13 protein-coding genes and 2 pseudogenes are annotated in these 19,870 nt (G+C 68.9%); 5 read left to right on the top strand and 10 right to left on the bottom strand.

Annotated elements, in window-relative coordinates:
* Positions 1-72: 72 nt before the first annotated feature.
* From ACZ3IC_RS18145 to ACZ3IC_RS18120, 6 genes and pseudogenes are all read right to left on the bottom strand, one after another.
* The gene (locus ACZ3IC_RS18145; protein ID WP_467417343.1) at positions 73-1,854 is read right to left on the bottom strand and encodes a DEAD/DEAH box helicase; all 1,782 of its coding nucleotides are present in this window, start codon (positions 1,852-1,854) and stop codon (positions 73-75) included.
* Between the two features lie 164 nt (positions 1,855-2,018).
* Positions 2,019-2,387 (bottom strand): type II toxin-antitoxin system death-on-curing family toxin, encoded by a 369-nt coding sequence (locus tag ACZ3IC_RS18140; protein ID WP_467417341.1) that lies wholly within the window; start codon positions 2,385-2,387, stop codon positions 2,019-2,021.
* Positions 2,387-2,584 (bottom strand): Arc family DNA-binding protein, encoded by a 198-nt coding sequence (locus ACZ3IC_RS18135; protein WP_114249050.1) that lies wholly within the window; start codon positions 2,582-2,584, stop codon positions 2,387-2,389. The genes ACZ3IC_RS18140 and ACZ3IC_RS18135 overlap by 1 nt, the downstream gene beginning before the upstream one ends.
* 194 nt (positions 2,585-2,778) lie before the next feature.
* Positions 2,779-4,254, bottom strand: a complete 1,476-nt coding sequence (locus tag ACZ3IC_RS18130; protein ID WP_467417340.1) for an MFS transporter — start codon at positions 4,252-4,254, stop codon at positions 2,779-2,781.
* A gap of 267 nt (positions 4,255-4,521) precedes the next feature.
* On the bottom strand, positions 4,522-5,037 hold the full coding sequence (locus ACZ3IC_RS18125; RefSeq protein ID WP_467417339.1) for a DUF1269 domain-containing protein: 516 nt from the start codon (positions 5,035-5,037) through the stop codon (positions 4,522-4,524).
* Positions 5,038-5,171: 134 nt separating this feature from the next.
* Positions 5,172-5,469 (bottom strand): annotated as a pseudogene (locus ACZ3IC_RS18120) (phosphotransferase); the annotation flags it as partial.
* 367 nt (positions 5,470-5,836) lie between these two features.
* On the opposite strand from ACZ3IC_RS18120, the gene ACZ3IC_RS18115 reads away from it, so the two are divergent.
* The 3 genes from ACZ3IC_RS18115 (at position 5,837) to eccCb (ending at position 14,459) form a co-directional block, all read left to right on the top strand.
* Entirely contained in the window at positions 5,837-9,523 is a 3,687-nt protein-coding gene (locus ACZ3IC_RS18115) for a S8 family serine peptidase (protein ID WP_467417337.1), read from the top strand.
* 189 nt (positions 9,524-9,712) lie between these two features.
* Positions 9,713-10,162 carry a hypothetical protein gene (locus tag ACZ3IC_RS18110; RefSeq protein ID WP_467417336.1) on the top strand — a complete coding sequence of 150 codons (450 nt, stop codon included), beginning with the start codon at positions 9,713-9,715 and terminating at the stop codon, positions 10,160-10,162.
* A complete protein-coding gene (eccCb, locus tag ACZ3IC_RS18105) occupies positions 10,125-14,459 on the top strand; it encodes a type VII secretion protein EccCb (RefSeq protein WP_467417334.1) in 4,335 nt (1,444 codons plus the stop codon). Before ACZ3IC_RS18110 ends, eccCb begins: the two co-directional genes overlap by 38 nt.
* A 338-nt stretch (positions 14,460-14,797) precedes the next feature.
* On the opposite strand, the gene ACZ3IC_RS18100 is transcribed toward eccCb, so the two are convergent.
* Together ACZ3IC_RS18100 and ACZ3IC_RS18095 are read right to left on the bottom strand one after the other, a co-directional pair.
* Positions 14,798-15,451, bottom strand: a complete 654-nt coding sequence (locus ACZ3IC_RS18100) for a hypothetical protein (RefSeq protein ID WP_467417333.1) — start codon at positions 15,449-15,451, stop codon at positions 14,798-14,800.
* A gap of 468 nt (positions 15,452-15,919) precedes the next feature.
* Complete coding sequence (locus ACZ3IC_RS18095) at positions 15,920-16,267, bottom strand: hypothetical protein (protein WP_467417332.1); 348 nt, start codon at positions 16,265-16,267, stop codon at positions 15,920-15,922.
* A gap of 325 nt (positions 16,268-16,592) precedes the next feature.
* On the opposite strand from ACZ3IC_RS18095, the pseudogene ACZ3IC_RS18090 reads away from it, so the two are divergent.
* A pseudogene (locus tag ACZ3IC_RS18090) lies at positions 16,593-16,910 on the top strand (IS701 family transposase); the annotation flags it as partial.
* A 120-nt stretch (positions 16,911-17,030) separates the two neighbouring features.
* Positions 17,031-17,951: a class A beta-lactamase gene (bla, locus tag ACZ3IC_RS18085; RefSeq protein ID WP_467417330.1), complete on the top strand. Its 921-nt coding sequence runs from the start codon at positions 17,031-17,033 to the stop codon at positions 17,949-17,951.
* A 195-nt stretch (positions 17,952-18,146) separates the two neighbouring features.
* Here bla and ACZ3IC_RS18080 read toward each other — a convergent pair.
* Both ACZ3IC_RS18080 and ACZ3IC_RS18075 read right to left on the bottom strand, forming a co-directional pair.
* Positions 18,147-18,955, bottom strand: a protein-coding gene (locus ACZ3IC_RS18080) for an IS5 family transposase (protein WP_467417328.1) whose coding sequence is annotated in 2 segments (ribosomal slippage) — positions 18,147-18,605 and positions 18,608-18,955 — 807 coding nt in all. Because the reading frame shifts where the segments join, the coding sequence is not laid out codon by codon here.
* A gap of 232 nt (positions 18,956-19,187) precedes the next feature.
* Positions 19,188-19,850, bottom strand: coding sequence for a hypothetical protein (locus ACZ3IC_RS18075; protein WP_467417326.1), 663 nt, complete (start codon positions 19,848-19,850; stop codon positions 19,188-19,190).
* Positions 19,851-19,870: the final 20 nt, after the last annotated feature.

The raw sequence follows: 19,870 nt of genomic DNA, 5'->3' as shown, positions 1-19,870 counted from the left end.
GCCCTCGTCCGGGAAGACGGGCCGGCCCGGGGCAGGAAGACGCTCTCTGCCCCGGGCCGACCACTCCACCCGTCACCTCATCCGGGTGGCCCACTCCTGCACTTTCTGGATCCGCTGCTGGATCTGCCCGGCCGTCGCCTCCGCGCTCGGCGGCCCGCCGCACACCCGCCGCAGCTCGGTGTGGATCACCCCGTGCGGCTTTCCGCTCTGGTGCGTGTATGCCGACACCATCGTGTTGAGCTGCTTGCGCAGCCCCAGCAGCTGCTTGTGGGTGACCACCGGCCGCGCCTCGGCCGGCTTCTCCAACAGATCGGCGTCCACGGCCGGCTTCTGGCGGCTGTGCGCGATCTGCCGGGTCTGCCGCTTCTGGAGCAGCAACTGCACCTGGTCGGGTTCCAGCAGCCCCGGAATCCCCAGGTAGTCCTGCTCCTCCTCGCTCCCGGGGTGTGCCTGCATGCCGAATTCGGCACCGTCGTACAGCACCCGGTCGAAGACCGCGTCGGATTCGAGGGCCTCGAAGGGCAGCTGGTCCTCGGTCTCCTCGTCCTCCAGCTTCTCGGCGTCGGCGAGAAGCTTGTCCTCCTCCGCGAACGGGTTCTCCTCGTCGCTGCCCTTCTTGGGCTTGTCGAGGACGTGGTCCCGCTCGACCTCCATCTCGTTGGCGAAGTCGAGGAGCATCGGAATCGTCGGCACGAAGACGGAGGCCGTCTCGCCGCGTCTGCGCGAGCGCACGAAACGGCCGACGGCCTGCGCGAAGAAGAGCGGCGTGGAGATGGTGGTGGCGTACACACCCACGGCGAGGCGCGGCACGTCGACGCCCTCCGACACCATGCGGACCGCGACCATCCAGCGCGATTCGTCCTCGCTGAACTGGTCGATCTTCTTGGACGCGGCCTTCTCGTCGGAGAGGACCACGGTGGCCTTCTCGCCCGTGACCCTCTTCAGGATCTTGGCGTACTCGCGCGCCGACTCCTGATCGGTGGCGATGACGAGCCCACCCGCATCCGGAATGCCCTTGCGGACCTCGGTCAGCCGCTTGTCGGCGGCGCTCAGCACATTGGGGATCCAGTCGCCGGTGGGCGACAGGGCGGTGCGCCAGGCCTGCCCGATGGCGTCCTTGGTCATCGGCTCGCCGAGCCGGGCGGCGATCTCGTCTCCGGCCTTGGTGCGCCATCGCATGTTGCCGCTGTAGCTGAGGAAGATCACGGGCCGGACGACGCCGTCGGCGAGTGCGTTGCCGTAGCCGTAGGTGTAGTCGGCCGAGGAGCGCCGGATGCCGTCGTTGCCTTCCTCGTACACGACGAAGGGGATCGGGTTGGTGTCGGACCGGAACGGCGTACCGGTGAGCGCGAGCCGCCGGGTGGCCGGGTCGAACGCCTCCTGGCAGGCCTCGCCCCAGGACTTCGAGTCACCGGCGTGGTGGATCTCGTCGAGGATCACGAGGGTCTTGCGCTGCTCGCACCGGTTGCGGTGCAGCATCGGCCGGACGCCGACACCCGCGTAAGTGACCGCGACCCCGTTGTACTCCTTGCTCAGCGGGCCCGCGCTGTACTCGGGGTCGAGCTTGATCCCTATCCGGGCCGCGGCCTCGGCCCACTGCTTCTTCAGGTGCTCGGTCGGCGCGACGACGGTGACCTGCTGCACGACGTGGTGGTGCAGCAACCATGACGCGAGGGTCAGCGCGAAGGTGGTCTTCCCCGCGCCGGGGGTGGCGACCGCGAGGAAGTCGCGCGGCTGTTCCTGGATGTACTTCTCCATGGCGCCCTGCTGCCAGGCTCGCAGCTTCCCGGCCGTGCCCCAAGGGGCACGGCCGGGAAAGGCGGGTGAGAGGTGGTGGGAGGCGGTAGTAGTCACGGTCTCCGGTTCGGGGCTCTCGGGTACGTGGGGCGCTGTCCGTACGGGCCGAGACGGACTCGTACGCGATACGACAACCGGGCCACCCTACCGGGGGGCCGACCGGACCCCCGTATGGACGAGCGGCGGTTCGGGCCCGCTGAGACCCTCTTCACAGAGCGGCCTCACGCCGCGAAACCGGGGAGCCGTTCAGCGATCCTGGGCATGTCGAGAACTCCCTGGCACACGTCCAGCACGAACTTCTCGGCCTCGTCGACATCGAATTCCGCGCTCAGCCGGTGCCCGTTGATGTGCAGGAAGACCCAGGTGGCGTACCAGGCGATGCGCTTGTTGCCATCGACGAGCGCGTGGTTTCGCGCGAGGGACTCCATGAGCGCTGCGGCCTTCTGCCACACGTCCGGATAGGCGTCCTGGCCGAATACGCTCGCCTGCGGGCGGGCGAGTGCCGAATCAAGCAGCCCGAAGTCACGCACTTCGGCCGCCCCGAGACGCTCTGCAAGGCTGAGCAGCTCGGGCAGGGTCAGGTATTTCATCAGGCGAGCCTCCGATTGAGCTCCTCACTCACCTTCAGTACGTGGTCCGCCGCCTCGTTGAAGAGGCGCGAGTGTTCGTTTATGGCGGTGATCACCGCGTCGTGCGCAAAGGACTGCATGCTGCGCCCCTCCGACTCGGCACGCGCGCGCAGTGCGTCCAGCTCTTCCTCGGTGAACCGCAGATTCAGACCAGCCATAAACGGATGGTACCGCGTGGTACCACACGGCACTAAGACCGACCGGCAAATGGGGGGGTGGGAGAAGGAGCGGGACCGGGTGCGTGCAGCTGCAAGGCGGAGGAGGGAGGCAACGCGGAGCGTTGTCGACTGACGACAACGCCGCAGATGCGCGTGCCCGGTCCCGCGACGCCGCCCCCCATTTGCCAGTCGGTCTAAGGCTTTGTCCGCACCCGCGTCGCCACCCACGCCCCCACCAGCGCCACCCCCGCCATCGGCAGGAAGACCGCCGCGAACGCCCCCGGATGAGAACCCGAGCCCCCCGCCTCGGCCGCCCCGTGCACGGCCCCCACCGTCCCGCCGCCGAGCGCCGCGAAGGCCGCCCCGCCCGCGGCCAGCAGCAGCACGTTCGACAGCCCGTCGGAGATCTGCAGAGCGGCCGAATTCGCCCCCGCCTCCTGGGGCGCCGACAGCTTCAGCAGCAGCACGCTCGTCGATGCGATCACCATGCCCATGCCGAAGCATCCAAAGGCCCAGGCCACGGCCACGGTCCAGACCGGCACCGCGTCGATCAGCACGGACGGCGCGGCCGCTATCGCCGCGGCGACCAGCACCATGCCGCCCACCATCAGGCGCTCCCGGTACGGTTCGAGCCGCGGCCGGGACTGTACGTACGAACCGAGCGCCCAGGTCCCGCCCCCGGCCGCGAGCGAGAGCCCGGCCATCGTCGGGCTCAGCCCGCGCTCGGTCACCAGCATCAGCGGTACGAACGACTCGGCGGCGATGAACGACCCGGCCGCCACCCCACGCAGCAGCACCACCGAGGGCAGCCCGCGCGCCGCCCGGCCGGTCCCAGGGGGCAGCAGTCCGCGCACGGCGGGAACGAGCAGGGCGACGCCCGCGACGGCCACAAGCAGTGCGAACCAGTTCCGCTCCTGCCCCGCGTACTGGAGCAGCCCCGCCCCCACCGAGATCCCGAGCGCGAGCATGATGCGGCGCCGGTCGTACGGCTCGACGGGTGCCGCCGGATCGGCCGGCCCCGACGCCCTGCGCCGGATCGCGGGCAGCGCGAGCGCCAGCGGGAACACCACCAGGACGGGGATGCCGATGAAGACCCACCGCCACCCCAGGTGCTCGGTCACGCTCCCGGCGACGAGCGGCCCGACGACGGACGGGATCACCCAGCTCGCGGCGAACGCGGCCATGATCGACGGCCGCAGATGCTCCGGATAGGCCCGGCTGATCACCACGTACAACGCCACGATCACCAGCCCGCCGCCGAGTCCCTGGACGGCCCGCCCGGCGATGAACATCCACATGCTGCCCGCCGTACCCGACAGCAGCAGCCCCGCCCCGAACGCGCTGATCCCGGTGGCCAGCGGCGCCAGCGGCCCGCGCCGGTCCGCCCACTGCCCGGAGAGCACCATGGCGAAGAGGCTGGTGGTGAAGTACGCGGAGAACGCGAACGCGTAGAGCGGGATGCCGTGCAGCTCCCGGGCGGCGACCGGCATCGCGGTCCCCACAGCCGTCGCCTCGAAGGCGATCAGGAACACGACGGAGACGATGCCGATGCTCAGCGCCCGGTAGGTCCGCCCGAGCACCCCTCCGGTTTCGGCGGGCGGCACCGGTATCGCCGCATCGACGGCGGTGCCGCTGTCGGTACCGGCGTCTCGTGGTTCCAGGGCACTCATGAGCCCCAGAGTAAGGGGCAAGATTTCATGTGACCCCTGTCGCGAGGCGGTCCGCCGCTGGTCCGTTGGTCGTAGGACCGCAGCGCCGATCTTGAACGCGGCACGGCAGTCGCATTGCGCAGCTTGCCGCGCAGAGCCGGGTCGAACCCGGGATCACTCACGGCGATTTCTACCGACTCGAATCTGAGCCAGGTCCCCACATACGAGAGAAGGCGACCACCCTGCGCCGCGCGCAGGGTGGTCGCCTTCTCTCGTACGGTCCGGAGATCAGGAGGCGGTCGTCGGCTCTTCCTTGAACCCTTCCTTCATCATTTCCCGCAGGCGTGCCTCGTCCTCGTTGCTGAGCGAGGTCTGCACGAGCTGACCGCCGAACTTGACGATCTCGGGGACGACCTTGTCGCGGACGGACTTCTTGACGAGCACGAAGACGGCGGCGGCGCCGGGCCGGAGATTGGTGCTGAGTTCCTTCATGAAGTTGTCGTTGACACCGGTGTCGATGGCGGACCCTCCGGCGGCGCCGGCCGCGGCGCCCACCGCGGCACCGAGGAACGGCACGAGGAAGAGCAGCCCGATGACGCTCCCCCACAGCGCGCCGCCCGCGGCACCAGTACCCACGTGGCTGACGGCCTGATGCAGCTTGATCTTGCCGTCCTTCTCACGCCGTTCAACGACGACGACGTCCTCCAGCTCGACGAGGTGCTCGCGGTTCATGGACAGCAGCTTGTCCCGGACCCGGTCGGCGGTAGCGAGATCGTCGTAGGCGATGACGAACAGATTGCTCATGCGGCTGACTCCTCCTCGTGGTGCGTTACAGCACCAACTATAAGAAGCGATTCCAAACGGGGCATTCCGACCCCCCGTGTAGCCCCTCCAGGCCCGTCAACCAGCCTCCGCCGCGCCTGCCACCCACACCCGCCCAGCCCCGCGAGGACCGCGTCGACCGTCTGCTCCACGCTCTGCCCGGTCGTGTCCGGCCAGAGCCCGATCCGCGGCATCTCCTCCCGCGGCACCCGGTCCGACGCCTCGACCGTCCACCCGGCCCCGTAACCGCTCTTGCTTGCGCGGCCTCCCGCGCGGCAGCAGCCCGCGGCTCGGGCGCGAGGACGACGACGTACAGCGGCCGGGTCCGTACGAGTTCGACGCACGCGGCCAGCTCCTCCCCGAGCACCACGTCCTGCACCACGGCGGTCCAGCCTCACCCGCGTACGCATCGGCCCGACGGGGCCGGTGTCGCCGCCCACCGGCCGCGCCGTCCATGCGGCGCCCGGGATTTCCCGCAGCCAGGCGGGAGCCCCGGGCGCCTCGACGGCGTCCAGGAGGGCGAAGCCGTCCCGGCCGACCTGCCTGGCCCACTGCTTGCGGATGTCGTCCCCTTTCGGGAAGCGGCAGGAGTCGATCCGCGCGCCGCCCGACTCGTTACGACGCCTGACCGACATACAACTGTCAACAGGGCTGCACCAATTGGCGGTTGCTCGCCATGCGCATAGCCGCCACGCGCGCCAGGCTTCAACTCCAGCCCCACGGACCAGACTTATTTCGGCGCCCGGAACCACCCTTTCCCCGGGCGTTTGAGGAGTGCGTCGTGATCAGACCTTCCGCAGGAGGAAGGGCCGCCCTGCTCGCCGCAGGGCTCTCCCTGGTGCTGCTCTCAGCAGGGCAGACCGCCGCCGCGCCCGATACCGCCCCGGACGCCGCGTCCGTACCGGCCACCTTCACCGGGGCACAGGGCACAAGCACCACCGTCACCCTCATCACCGGTGACCGCGTCACCCTCACCGACCTCGGCGGCGGCCAGAAGACCGTCACCGTCGACCGGGCCAAGGGCGCCACCGGGGCCGTCCACAACCAGACCGTGGACGGCAGGATCACCGTCATACCCGACGAGGCCCGCCCCTACCTGCAGTCCGGTGTCCTCGACCGGCGGCTTTTCGACGTCACCGGCCTCGTCGAGCAGGGCATCACCGGCGACCTGCCGCTCATCGTGACGCACGGCAAGAGCACCCGCACCGCCGTCGCCCCGCGCGGCACCAAGACCGTCCGGGCCCTGCCCAGCATCGGCGGCGCGGCCGTAAAGGCCACCGAACCAGCCGCCTTCTGGGGCGAGTTCACCAACTCCGCCCGCCCCGGCGCCCGCTCGGCCGGTGCCATGAAGGTCTGGCTCGACGCCCGGGTCAAGGCCGACATGGCCGACTCCAACGCCCAGATCGGCACCCCCAAGGCCTGGGAGGCCGGCCTCACCGGCAAGGGCGTCAAGGTCGCCGTACTCGACACCGGCGCCGACCTCACCCACCCCGACCTCGACGGACGGGTCACCGAGAGCCAGTCCTTCATCGAGGGCCAAGAGGTCGCCGACCGCCAGGGCCACGGCACCCATGTCGCCTCCACCGTCGGCGGCAGCGGCGCGGGCTCCGAAGGCAAGGAGAAGGGCGTCGCCCCCGGCGCCACCCTCGCCGTCGGCAAGGTCCTCAACGACCAGGGCACCGGCACCGAGTCGCAGATCATCGCCGGCATGGAGTGGGCCGCGAAGGACATCGACGCGAAGATCGTCTCGATGAGCCTCGGCTCCAGCGAGGCCAGCGACGGCACCGACCCCATGGCCCAGGCGGTCAACACCCTCTCCGCCGAGACCGGCGCCCTCTTCGTCATCGCCGCCGGCAACTACGGCGCCCCGGGCTCCATCGGCTCACCCGGCGCCGCCGACGCCGCGCTCACCGTCGGCGCCGTCGACTCCGCCGACCGCGCCGCCGCCTTCTCCAGTCAAGGCCCCCGCTACGGCGACCAGGCCCTCAAGCCCGACATCTCCGCCCCCGGTGTCAACATTCTCGCCGCCCGCTCCCAGCTCGTCAGCGGCAGCGGCCTCTACACCTCCAAGAGCGGTACGTCGATGGCGACCCCGCATGTCGCGGGCGTCGCCGCGCTCCTCGCCGAACAGCACCCCGACTGGACCGGCGCCCAGCTCAAGAACGCCCTCATGTCCAGCTCCAAGACGCTCACCGCGTCCGCGTACGCCCTCGGCGCGGGCCGGGTCGACGTAGCCGCCGCGATCTCCGCGAACGTCACCGCCACCGGCTCCGCCGACCTGGGCTTCTACTCCTGGCCGTACGAGTCGAACAAGCCCGTGACGAAGACCGTCACGTACACCAACTCCTCCGACGCGCCCGTCGAGCTGAACCTGGCCGTCGAGGGCATGCCAGAAGGCACCACCACCCTCGCCGACACCACCCTCACCGTCCCGGCCCACGGCACCGCGCAGACCACCGTTACCGGCGACGGCGCCAAGGCCCCCGTCGGCAACAGCTCCGGCCGCATCACCGCCACCTCCGGCGGCACGCCCGTCACGCACACCGCGCTCGGCCTGGTCAAGGAGGAGGAGCGCTACACCCTCACCGTCCACGTCAAGGACCGCGACGGCGCCCCCACCCCCGCCTGGCTCGGGGTGCAGCACCTGGTAGCGAACGAAGACCCGTTCCCGGCGGCCGTCGGCGAGTCCGGCACCGTCCAACTGCGCCTGAAGCGGGGCACGTACACCGTCAGCACCTTCCTCGACGTCCGCGGCTCGCACGGCAAGGACTCCCTCGGCCTCGGCTTCCTCACCGACCCGGAGATCGTCCTCGACCGCGACCGCGAGATCACCCTCGACGGGCGCCAACTGCGTGAGATACGCGCCGAGGTCGACAAGCGCACCGAGACCCGGCAGCTTCTGATGGAGTTCGACCGCAAGGCCAATGGGGCCGACTACGGCGGCGGCGTCCAGGTCCCGCCGAAGTACGACTCGGTCTTCGCCGCGCCCACCACCAAGCCCGCCACCGGCACCTTCGAGTACCGGACGGTCTGGCGGCTCGGCAAGCCGTTGCTCGAGGTCGCCGCGGGCGGCGTCCGGCTCTCCGACGCCACCCCGCAGGTCGGCGCCACCGTCCTCGACGGCCGTCACCGTCTCGGCGTCGTCGACGCGGGCACCGGCACCGCCGCGGAGTACGCCGGCAAGGACGTCACCGGCAAGGCGGTCCTGGTCCGCCGCACCGAGGGCGCCGACCCCACGCAGCTCGCCCAGACCGCCCAGGACGCGGGCGCCAAGGCCCTGTTCGTCACCGACGACAAGCCCGGCCGGCTGATGGCGTGGTTCGGCACCGCCGACCGCGAGGACCGGCCGCTCGCCGTCGCCACCGTGAACGCGGCCGACGCCGCCACGATCGCGTCCGCCGCGGCCCGCGGGAAGACACTCGACCTGACGGGCACCCGCTTCACCCCGTACACCTACGACCTCTCCGAGGAGCACCCCGGCGCCATCGGCACGGGCCTCGTCTTCCAGCCCGACGAGGACGAACTCGCCACGATCCACTCGAAGTACTACATGCCGACGGCCAAGAAGGAGCTCGGCGGCGAGTTCCGCTACTCGCTCACCGACACCTTCCGGTACGGCATTGGCTTCAAGGAGTTGATCGCCTTCCCGACCGAGCGCACCGAGTACGTCTCCACCGCCGCCGGCCAGCGCTGGCACGAGTCCGTCGACCTGGAGAACTCACTCGAGGAGCGCGGCGGCACCCCGTCCTACCGGGGCGGCAGCAAGGTCGAGCTGGAGTGGTTCAAGCCGGTCTGGCACCCGTGGCTCGGCACCGGCCTCGGCTGGGGTCAGGAGCGCTCCGGCAGCGAGCTGCGCTTCAACACGCCCGGCTGGGGCGACTCCGGACCGGACCACACCGGCTTCGGCAGGGTGTACGACGACCCGACGATGAGCCAGTACACCGAGGTGTACGTCAACGGTGAGCGGGTCGACCGCAGGAAGAGTTCCGGCGCCTACGCCCGGCCGGCCCCCGCAGAGGAGGCCACCTACAAGGTCGTCACCGACACCACGCTCGACCCGGCCCGCTGGCGGCTCGCCACCAAGGGCCACTCGGAGTGGACCATCCGCTCCAAGGAGACCCCGGCCGACCGGTGGACCTACCTGCCGCTGATCAACCTCGGCTTCGACCTCGACACCGACCTCGTCGGCGACGTCCGGGGCGGCAGCCGGGTGCCCGTACGGATCTACGCCGAGTACGTGAAGGGCGCGCCGGACACCGGTGTCCTCGGCGGCGGCTCCCTGGAGGTCTCCTACGACGAGGGGGCAACCTGGACGAACGTCGCGCTGAGCTCGTCAAGCGGCGCCTCCTGGAACGGCGAGCTGCGCGTCCCGGACGGCGCGAAGTCCGTCTCGCTGCGGGCGGGCGCGAGCGACGACCGCGGCGGCTCGGTGAAGCAGGAGATCATCCGCGCGGTGGGCGTGCGCTAACCACCCCGCGTATGGCGCAGAGTTCGACCAGGTCCTGGGGCGCGGCCGGAACTGTCCGGCCGTCCCCGGGACCTGGTCCGCTCGCATCGCGGCCTCGCACGCAGGGACGTAGCCGAAGAGTGACTCGTATGGCCCGCCTGCCTCGCTATACGATCAGCCGTCGACGGTGAACTCCGATGCCGGGGAGGCATGGTGTACGAGCTGGTGCTCCGAGTGGATGCCGGATCCACGGCGTCCGATGAGCAGGTGGAACGCCAAGTCCGCAGCCTTTACCGGGACTTGCGAACGCTCGGCCTGTTCCATGTGGAGCGCAGGCAGGCTCCCGCACCGGCCGGCTCGATGGCCTCCGCCGGGTATGAAATCGGCGCTCTCGTGGTCAGCGGCGCCTTCTCGGCTGCGGCACTGAAGTCCATGAGCAACGTCCTGGTGGCGTACCTGCAGCGCTCCAAGGCCCGTTCCGTGGAATGGGAGTTCGACGGCAACAAGGGCACGTTCCAGGCGCTCTCCGCGAAGGACCAGAACAAGCTGGTCGACGTCGTGGCCTCGCGGATCGCCGCAGGGGGCAGCGCGGACGGCGGCAGCGGGGAGCCGGGAGGCAGCGATGGCGGGACGCCGGATCGCACTGCTGGTCGCGACTGACGGATACGTCGACCCCGGCCTCAACCAGCTCCGGTCACCCGCGCGCGGCGCCGGCGAGCTGGAAGCCCTGTTGAAGGACGAGGCGGTGGGCCGCTTCGACTTCGTCCGTACGCTCACCAACCGGCCCAAAGAGGAGATCGAGCGGGAGATCGAGGCGCTGCTCAGCAATCGCGCGCCCGACGATCTCATCCTGCTCTACCTCGCCTGTCACGGCATCAGGAACGACACCGACCGGCTGTTCTTCGCGACTGTCGGAACGGACCTGAGCCGCCCACACACCACCGCCGTCCGTGCAGACCTCATCCATCAGCTCCTGGACGAGTGCGAGGCCCGCACCAAGATCGTGCTCCTCGATTGCTGCTACAGCGGCCTCTTCCACCGGGCCACCCCCATGTCTCCCGCGCCGGTCGACGTGGAGGCGGCACTGGTCGGCCGCGGCACGTTCGTGATCACCGCGTCCACCGCGCTCGAGTACGCCTACGAGGGAGACCAGCTCACGCTGGACAACGCCCGGCCCATGGCACGCTTCACCGCCGCGGTCAACGAGGGGCTCAGCACCGGACTGGCCGATCTCGACCGTGACGGTGTCATCACACCCGACGAGCTGTACACGTATGTGCACGACGTCGTCGTCAACCAGAGCGGCCCGGAACAGACGCCCACCAAGTCCGGCCAGTGCGAGGGACATGTCCCCCTCGCGTACGCGGCGCGCATCGACCCCTCTGCCGGCTTTGCCCCGAACGGGGCACGGACGGACGAACTGGTGCTGGGGACGCTGCTGCCTCCGCCGGTCGACACCCCGGACCGAGGGTTCATCTGCGACTCCTGGGAGGGTGCGTCCCGGCTCATCGTGCCGATCGGCCGTACGGCCGCGGCCTCCGGCGGCGAGCTCATGTGCCTGGACCTCTCCAACCGGAGCGGGAACGCGGCGGTCGTCGGCAGGCTGGGCAGCGGCAAGACGACGCTGCTGCGTGTCCTCGCCATGTCGCTGGCCCTGACCCATACGCCGCGCGAGGCGGAGTTGTATCTCCTGGAAGGAGCCGTCAACCGGCTGGGCGTGCTGCGGTCGATGCCGCACGTGAAGAAGGTCGCCGCCGCACACGAGCACGAGACCGTCGCGGAGGTCCTCACGGCGTTGAAGGACGCCATCGCCGCCCGACGGGCTCTGTTCCGGGACCTGGGCATCGACTCCATCGAGGAGTTCCGCGAGCTGCGCGCAGCCGGACGACTACCGCACGACAGCGGCAGCGATGTCTTCCTTGTGATCGACGGCTGGCTCGATTTCGACTGGGAGATACCCGAGTTCGCTCACGAGGTCCACCGGCTTGCCAACACCGGCCTGAACTACGGGCTCCACCTCCTCGTCTCCGCCCGGCGTTGGAGCGACTTCGGTGCGAGTCTGCAGGGTCTGCTCGGAACCCGTGTCGAACTGCCCCTGGACGACCCCTCGGAGTCGCAGATCGATGCGACTCTCTCAGCAGGCCTCGGAATCGGCTGGGCCCTGTCGCTCCGACGGCGCTTCCGTGTGGCTGTGCCCCATCTGGAGCAGGTCACCAGCTCCGCGGAGGCCAGGCAGGCTCTGTCCGAGACAACACAGCGGATGCGGGAACGCTGGTTCGGCGTGCAACCGGACACGGCGCCCCGTCCCCGCACCGACATCCCGTTCACGGAACTCTTCAGCATCGGCGATGCCGAGCAGTTCGACGTGACCCGCACCTGGTCGCAGCGCTCACCGCAGGAGCGGCTGCGGGTGCCGATCGGGGCCGGCGAGGACGGCCGCCCCGTCCTGCTCGACCTCAAGGAGGCCGCGCACGGCGGGATGGGGCCACACGGCCTGTGCGTCGGCGCCACCGGCTCCGGCAAGTCGGAACTGCTGCGCACACTGATCCTCGGCCTCGCCGTCACGCACTCGTCGGAGACCCTGAACTTCGTCCTGGCCGACTTCAAGGGCGGTGCCACCTTCGCCGGCATGTCGGAACTGCCGCACGTGTCGGCGATCATCACCAACCTCGCCGACGAACTGACCCTCGTGGACCGCATGAGCGACGCCCTCAGCGGCGAGCTCCTGCGCCGCCAGGAACTGCTGCGTGCCGCGGGTAACTACCCCAACGTCTCACAGTACGAGAAGGCGCGCGCGGCGGGCGCCCCGCTGGAGCCCCTTGCCTCGCTGCTCATCGTGATCGACGAGTTTTCCGAACTCCTCGCCGCCCGCCCCGATTTCATCGATCTCTTCGTCCAGATCGGCCGCATCGGCCGCTCGCTCGGGGTGCACCTGCTGCTGTCCTCACAGCGCCTGGAAGAGGGCAAACTACGCGGCCTTGATACATACCTCTCCTACCGGATCGGTCTGCGGACCTTCTCGGCCGCCGAATCCCGCGCGGCGATCGGACTCCCGGACGCCTACCACCTGCCCCCCGTGCCGGGTTCCGGCTATCTCAAGCACGACACCGACCAGATGACCCGCTTCCGAGCCTCTTACGTCTCGGCCCCCTACGCGACGCAGGGAACTCCGTCCGCCGCGGACGACGCCATCCATGAAGGCATCTTCGCGGACAGCGTGCTGGACGTGCTGGTCCAGCGAATCGCGGGCCAGGGACCGTACGCGCACCAGGTCTGGTTGCCTCCGCTGGACACCCCGGCCACCCTCGACCAGCTGCTGCCAGAACTGGCGGCCTCGCCGGAGCGCGGGCTGCACCCACCGGCATACGAGGGGCTCGGCGCACTCCGGGTCCCGGCCGGCCTCGTCGACCGGCCCGACCAGCAGCGCCGCGATCCGATGTACCTCGACTTCTCGGCCGCGGCTGGGCACGGCCTGATCGTCGGCGCAGCCCAGACGGGCAAGTCGACGCTGCTGCGTACGGTCGTCTGCGCGCTCGCCCTGACCCACACGCCGTCCGAAGCACAGTTCTACTGCCTGGACTTCGGAGGCGGCGGCATGCAGCAGCTGCAGGATCTGCCACACGTGGGAGGGGTGACCTCGCGGCTCGACACGGAGCATGTACGACGTACGGTCGCCGAGGTCGTCGGCCTGCTCGCCACGCGCGAGGAGTTCTTCCGGACCCACGGCATCGACTCCATGGCCGCCTACCGCAAGGGACGCGCGGCAGGAAAGTGGCCGGACCAGCAGCGAGGCGATGTCTTCCTGGTCATTGACGGCTGGTCTCGCTTCAAGCAGGAGTACGAGCAACTGGAAGAGAGCGTTCTCGACCTCGGGGCGCGAGGCCTCGGCTACGGCGTCCATCTGCTGCTCGCGGCCACCCGCTACGCCGATGTCCGCCCAGCGCTGCGCGATTCCTTCGGCACGCGAGTCGAGCTGCGTCTCGGCGACCCGTCGGATTCGGAGATCGCACGAAGGGCAGCGGAGGATGTTCCGGTCGGTGTGCCGGGCCGCGGTCTGACCCCCGACCAGTTCCACTTCTTGGCGGCCGTGCCGCGGCTCGGCAACGGGCCAAGCGCTGCCACAGGACTGGCAGATGCCACAGCGGACTTCGTCGATGCCATCCGGTCACAGTGGACCGGGCCAACCGCCCCGCCCGTACGCGTCCTGCCCACGCTGCTGCCCGTGGACGCACTGCCCCCGGATTTCAGCCGCTCCAAGGCCGACATCGCCCTGGGCCTCGACGAAACGACCCTGCTGCCTTTCGGTATCGACTTCGAAACCGATCCGTATCTGGTGGTCATCGGGGAGAGCGGTTCCGGGAAGACATCCCTGCTGCGACTGCTTGCCCAGCGGATCAGCGAGCGGTACACGCCTCAGGAAGCGCAGCTGGTCGTGGTCGACTACCGGCGCTCGCTGATGGGAGATCTGCCCTCGGAGTATGTGACGGAGTACGTCCCGCACGGCCTGGAACTACAGCCTCATGTCCAGGCCCTGGTCGACATCGCAGCAAAGCGGATGCCACCCTCGGACGTCACCCCGGAAGAGCTGCGGAACCGGAGCTGGTACACGGCGCCCGACATTTTCCTGCTCGTGGACGACTACGAACTCGTCGCGACCGCCTCGGGCAACCCCCTTCACCCTCTCCTGCACTACATGCCGTTCGCGCGAGATATCGGCCTGCGCATCGTGCTGTCCCGCAGTTCGGCGGGGGCAGGGCGATCGATGTTCGAACCGATCATGCAGTACCTGCGGGAACAGGGCGCGCACGGGCTCACGCTGTCGGGTGACAAGTCCGAGGGCCAGCTCATCGGCAAGGTGACCCCACACCACCAGCCACCCGGCCGCGCCACGCTCACCGGCCGGCGCACCATGCCGCGGCAAGTCCAACTGGCCTACCAGTCTCCCCGTGCCGGCTGATGGGCCTCCTCGGCGTCATTGCCAGCCGGTTCAGGTTGGTCGCCATGTCCGCCCAGTCGTCGACCGCCGTCTTCAACTTGGTTACGGGCGCTTCGACTATGTCCTCGAACTTCAGCCTGCCCCTGTTCCCACGTGCTACTTCAGATAGTCGTTGAGCTTGGAAACAGAAATCAGATCGCCACCGATCTGCACGTCGTCCTTCGCATGGGCGGACTTGGTGTAGTTCCGGTGGTTCGAAATCTGCGCGCAGGCGTCGAGAACCTTTCCCTTGGCGTCGACATGGATGCCGGCCGCGGGCGGCCGGAGCCGGGAAGCGGCCCGGCCTTACGTCACAGCCCTCACGTGGCGGCAGGCAGTTCGGAGGGGATGACGGGAGATGTCGTGCACCCCATCTCCTCCGTCACCGACTGGGCGAACGTCCTCAGCAACTCCCACCGGAGCTCGGCCGCCAGATCCGCACCCGCCACCTCGAACTGGAGCGGCAGACCGGTCGCCTGCGACGCAACTGCTCCGGGCACCGCACATGCCGCGACCAACTGCATCCGAGCCGGACCGGGTTCCGGTGCCACGTACACCAGCCCATTCACCTGACGCCACGTCCGGCTGACCTTCGGATCGTCCATCAACTCAAGTGACAAAACAGACCACTTCACCGACACGTCCACGGTTCCGCTGAGCTGATCCCCCTTGAACGCGTCCAGGCGGCAGCCGGTGTAGGAGGTATGCAACAGGTCCGACTCCTGCCACTTCTTGGCCTCCTTCACGAGAGCAGCCGCCAGTACATCCGCCTGCGGTGTCCCGCTCACCTCGACATCGTTTCCGCCCGTCGCCTTCACGGCCGCCTCCACGTTCTCGGCGCCGAGCAACGACTTGCACCGGTCGAGCTCCGGGGATTCCGCCCGGTCCTCACCCTGGGAGCATCCCGACAGGAGAATGCCGACGACAACTGGAACCGCGAAGGCCCATAGCCGACGTGATTTGCGCAACGTCATGACTTGACCCTCCCCTGCTCGCCGGCCGCGCTTTTTGTGAGCCGGGCGCGATTCCCCTCCTTGGAACGCCGGCCGAGCAGATCGTACGCATCGCACCCAATAACACACAGATTGCCCTAATTGACCACCAAGTCGGGTTCATTAGACCGGACTTCACCGCTGGCGCTGCCATTGACACCGTTGATTCGCATATCAACTCGTTGTATCGATTCCGCACGAAGCGCCGCCCACTCTGCGTCAAACGTCACGAATTCCTTGCATTCACATCCGAGTTACCGCCGAAGCCCCAGCTCGGCATTCCGCGATCGCCCACGTTACCCACTCGACTTCCTCCGCGGGATCGGGACGAGGGCTTCTCGCCCAACTCATCGCACATGGAGCGACCGCTTCGATGCGAACCCCTCGCCGTTCTTCCCACATGGCACGGCGTCAGAGTCTCACGGCCCGCAATCTGCCATCCGACCCGCCTCAGCCCAATGCGACGGCACCTTCCACCTGCACCCGCCCCAGCCCCGCGAGGACGGTGTCGACCGTCTGCTCCACGCTCTGCCCGGTCGTGTCCAGCCAGAGCCCGATCCGCGGCGTCTCCTCCCGCAACACCCAATCCAACGACTCGACCGTCCAGCCGGCCCCGTAACCACTCTTGCTCCGCCCGGCCTCCCGCTCGGCAACGGCTTGCGGCTCGGGTGCGAGCACGACGACGTACAGCGGCCGCGTCCGCACGAGGCCGACATACGCGGCCCATTCTTCCCCGAGCACCACGTCCTGCACCACGGCGGTCCAGCCCTCACCCGCGTACGCATGGGCCGTCATCACCGACGACCGGTCCCGGAGCCGGAGTGGGCAACCGCCTCCTCGTAATCCCCCTTGGCGCCATCTCGACCCGCCCAGGTCAAACAAGGAGTGCGACTGGCCACCGGGCGCCCGGTGCTTCCCCGACCGCCGCGAGCAGTACGTGGGAATCCCCGCACCGGATGGCAACACGTACCCGCTCAGCTGGCGGCGTGGGGCACTGCGGGAAGAAAAGTTCGTGGACGTGGAACTGCTGTACGACTTGCCCCACCGCTGCGGTCGAACCACAACGCGGGACACACGCCGTGTGCCCGAGTGGTTCAGGGGCTTGACCGCAACTCGAGTTACACCGGTTCGAATCCGGCCACGGCCTCCAGTGGGAGAACCCGAAAGAGAGCGGCCGCCCCCACACCGCCTTCGCCAACTGGCCCTGGACGAAGGACGATCCACGCTACGGACGGTGCCCTGACGCCAGGGCAGCAAGGCCACCAGGAACAATCCCCACGCAGAGATGCGCTCACGATTCCTCGCACTGCGCGTCCGCCCGGCCAACCGCACGATCCAACGCGCCATGAACGGCTCCCTGCCCGAGTGCTGGCTGCTGGCCCAGTGGCCGCCCGGCGCCGCCGAGCCCACCGACTACTGGCTGTCCACCCTGCCCGCCGATCCATCTCGCATTGCTACCGATGTGCCTGCCAACGAGGCGCCACCTATCCCCTCAACCGGAACCAGGAAGTCCGGGTGTGCGTTCTAACAGTGAAGACCTGACCTGGAGGAGAGGACGGCCATGGACACCGCAGGAAGGCCCACGTCCCGGCGCACGGTGCTTACGCTGGGAGCTGGGGCGGCGCTCGCCGCTACCCTGTCTGGGAGCGAGAGCGCATACGCTGCAACCTTCGACGGCAGCAGCGCGATCTCGCGCCAGCTGAAGGATCTGGAACAGCGGCATTCCGCCCGCCTGGGCGTCTACGCCCGCAACACTGCCACAGGCCGGATTGTGCAGTACCGCGCTAACGAGAGCTTCCCCATGTGCTCGGTCTTCAAGACGCTGGCCGTCGCGGCTGTGCTGCGCGACCTCGATCACGACGGCGAGTTCCTGGCCAGGCGGATCCGGTACACCGAGAAGGACGTCACGGACTCGGGTTACGCACCGATCACCGGCAAGCCCGAGAACCTCGCCCGCGGAATGACGGTTGCTCAACTGTGCGCCGCCGCGATCTGCTACAGCGACAATGCCGCTGGCAATCTCCTTCTCCGCGAGTTGGGAGGGCCGACAGCGATTACACGGTTCTGCCGATCGATCGGGGACAAAACGACACGGCTCGACCGGTGGGAGCCCGATCTGAACTCCGCCGAACCGTGGCGCAAGACGGACACCACCAGCCCGAAGGCCATCGGGCAGACCTATGCACGCCTTACCCTTGGCACCGCACTCGGGGCTGAGGACCGCAAGCGGCTCACCGACTGGCTGCTGGCCAACACCACGGGCGGCGAGAAGCTGCGCGCCGGCCTGCCCTCCGACTGGACCGTCGCGGACAAGACCGGGGGCGGCAAGTACGGGACCAACCATGACGTGGGCATCACCTGGCCCCCGGACCGCTCGCCCATCGTCACGGCCGTCCTGACAACCAAGCGCGAGCCCGACGCCTCGCCCGACAACCCCCTGATCGCCAAAACCGCCACACTGCTGGCAGCAGCACTGACCTGACCCACGCGGGCCGCCGCCTGGGCCCTGGGGCACCTGTTGTCTTTGCCGAGCCCGGGCGTGCGTGCTGTTGGAAGGCACCTTTCCGTCGGCCGCCGAGCTTTACAAGCTCGCCCAGGACTGGTGATACCCGCCTCCGTCGCACTGGTTCACGTCTCCGTACGGTCCGCCGACTCCCCGGTGGCTTTAGACGTCGTTTCACTTGGTGAGTCGGCGGTGGCAGATGAGGGTTGCGGCTATGCCGACGAAGGCGAGGAAGGGCTCGGGCTTGCGTTCATATCGACGGTGCAGGCGTCGACAGCCGGCGAGCCAGGACACCGTTCGCTCGACGACCCAGCGGTGGCGGCCGAGCCGGGTGGAGGACTCGATGCCCTTGCGGGCGATCCGGTGGCGGATGCCGCGTTTGCGGAGCCATCGACGCAGGTGGTCGTAGTCGTAGCCCTTGTCCGCGCGCAGCTTGGCCGGTCGCCTGCGGCGGGGTCCGCGGCGGGACCGGATGGGAGGGATGCCGCGGACGAGCGGTTCCAGTCCCTGACTGTCGTGCATGTTCGCGCCGGAGATGCCCAGCGACAGCGGCAGCCCGTTCCGGTCAGTGATCAGGTGAATCTTCGATCCCAACTTGCCACGGTCGGTCGGATTCGGTCCTGTCAGCAGCCCCCTTTTGCCGCCCGGACGCTGACGGAGTCGATTGCGCACCGCGACCAGTCCAGCTCGCCCCGGGCACCGAGTTCGTCCAGGACTACGCGGTGGAGCCGGGCCCAGACCCGGTCCTGGCTCCACTGGGCGAACCTCCGGTAGACGGTCTGCCAGGCCGGGCCGAAAACCGGCGGCAGTTGCCGCCATGTACAACCCGAGGTGGCCACGAAGATGATCGCGGCCAGAGTCTCGCGGTCACCGGCCCGTCGTCGACCGCCGCCCTGAGGACGCTTCACCTCCGTGAGCGGCACCACCCGCCGGAACAGCACCCACAACTCACCCGGCACCAACCGCTCAACCAGATCCGTCATGCACTACTCAACGAGCGATCACGCCATTAGAAACGACGTCTAAGGGGCCCGACTGCAAACCGAGTTACACCGGCTCGAATCCGGTCACGACCTCCAGCCGAAGCCCACCCGCCCCGGGGGTTTCCGGGGCGGGCTTGCTCCGGTCCGGGGCGCGGGCCGCAGTGTCCCCGACAGCGTCCTACACCGTGAACCCTGCCTTGCGCTGCACGCTCGGCCGGCGGTCCAGCCCGTATCAGGTCCGGGGCTTCAGCACGGGCTTCTCGGGCAGCCCGCCGTTGTTCTCGCACTGCAGCTTCTTTGCCACAGCAAGGGACGCGGCATGCATAATCGTGAGATTGGCCGCCAGGTGCTCAGGCGTGTTCTGCGCGGTGGCCTCCGGGTGGTAGAAGCGGCCGTTGACACGCAGCGGGCGTTCCTTCGACCCCTCAATTTGGGGGCTCACACACTCGAAATCGAGGGAGGCACCCCGGGGAGCCGCCTGAGACAGCTTTCCCATCGTGTAATACCGCCCACTGGGCGAATCGCCGCTGACCTCCAGGTCCTCCGGCGCGTACATGTCGAAGTTGATCCTCGATCTGTCCGCCGGCGCGCCTCTCTTCGGATACAGCACGCACAGCTCGCCCCCCACAGCCCAGCGGTGCCCCGATTCGTAACCGGCCTTGAGCCCCTCAACGACCCGGTCCATATTCTTCGGACTGGTCCAGGTGAACGAAGTCGCCCCCGTGACGGACTCGATCGTCTTCGCAAGAGAGCCTTTGAACAGGCCGTCACACACCTCGACTGCACTGACGTACCGCGGAGGCTCCTTCTCCTCACCGCACCCAGTCGCACTGGCACCGACAGCCATCACCAAGCCGATGATGCACCATGCCCGCCTCAACTGTCCCGCTCCCATACGCCTCACCTTCGCACTCC

The organism is Streptomyces sp. NPDC002958, assembly GCF_055563255.1.
The sequence above is the reverse complement of the archived record's forward strand: the minus strand, read 5'-3'. Positions and strand labels throughout refer to the sequence as shown.

Coding starts and splice junctions, on each gene's coding strand:
- ACZ3IC_RS18140 (WP_467417341.1), bottom strand. CDS start 2,387: ATGAAATACCTGACCCTGCCCGAGCTGCTCAGCCTTGCAGAGCGTCTC.
- ACZ3IC_RS18135 (WP_114249050.1), bottom strand. CDS start 2,584: ATGGCTGGTCTGAATCTGCGGTTCACCGAGGAAGAGCTGGACGCACTG.
- ACZ3IC_RS18130 (WP_467417340.1), bottom strand. CDS start 4,254: ATGAGTGCCCTGGAACCACGAGACGCCGGTACCGACAGCGGCACCGCC.
- ACZ3IC_RS18125 (WP_467417339.1), bottom strand. CDS start 5,037: ATGAGCAATCTGTTCGTCATCGCCTACGACGATCTCGCTACCGCCGAC.
- ACZ3IC_RS18110 (WP_467417336.1), top strand. CDS start 9,713: ATGGTGTACGAGCTGGTGCTCCGAGTGGATGCCGGATCCACGGCGTCC.
- eccCb (WP_467417334.1), top strand. CDS start 10,125: ATGGCGGGACGCCGGATCGCACTGCTGGTCGCGACTGACGGATACGTC.
- ACZ3IC_RS18100 (WP_467417333.1), bottom strand. CDS start 15,451: ATGACGTTGCGCAAATCACGTCGGCTATGGGCCTTCGCGGTTCCAGTT.
- bla (WP_467417330.1), top strand. CDS start 17,031: ATGGACACCGCAGGAAGGCCCACGTCCCGGCGCACGGTGCTTACGCTG.
- ACZ3IC_RS18075 (WP_467417326.1), bottom strand. CDS start 19,850: ATGGGAGCGGGACAGTTGAGGCGGGCATGGTGCATCATCGGCTTGGTG.